1 protein-coding gene is annotated in these 568 nt (G+C 68.7%); it reads right to left on the bottom strand.

Features of this window, described 5'->3' with window-relative positions; translation table 11 throughout:
* A partial coding sequence (locus NBG84_RS31405; RefSeq protein ID WP_250923070.1) for a helix-turn-helix domain-containing protein occupies positions 1-473 on the bottom strand: 473 nt, incomplete at its 3' end.
* Positions 474-568 lie beyond the last annotated feature (95 nt).

The raw sequence follows: 568 nt of genomic DNA, 5'->3' as shown, positions 1-568 counted from the left end.
ATCGAAGGCGGCCGGCCCGAGCGCGGCTCGTCATGCAGGCCATCGAGGCGTTTTGCGATGAACCGGGCCCGCCAGCGGTCCACGGTCGACCTGTCGACGCCGAGGTCGGCCGCGGCCTGCTGGTTCGTCCCGCCCTCCGCGCAACGCAGCACGATCTTCGCCCGTAACGCGAGGAACTGGGCGGTCTTGGCCTGCCTCGCCCACTGCTGCAGCTGCCTGCGTTCAGCATCGTCGAGGATCAGGTCGGCCTTCGGCCGGCCGATCCAGCCGGCGTCGTCAAGGCCGGCCATCCGGTCCAGGGCGAAGGCCCGACGCCACTTGCCGACCGTCTTGGCCTGGACCCCGACGAGCCGTCCGACAGCCGCGTTCGACATCCCCTCAGCACACGCCAGGATGATGCGGGCCTTCTCGGCCGAGCGCCGGTGCGGCATGTCCGTCCGGCGTACCAACTCGGCCCACTCGGCCTCGGACAACGTGATCGCCACAGCAGAAGGCCCCGAATGCGACATGGCAACAGGGTACTTACTAACCCTCAGGATTTCCGGCGCATCACACTAGCAACGCCACC

The organism is Streptomyces albipurpureus (assembly GCF_023701525.1).
Taxonomy (GTDB): domain Bacteria; phylum Actinomycetota; class Actinomycetes; order Streptomycetales; family Streptomycetaceae; genus Streptomyces; species Streptomyces albipurpureus.
This window is presented reverse-complemented; position numbering and strand designations above follow the sequence as displayed.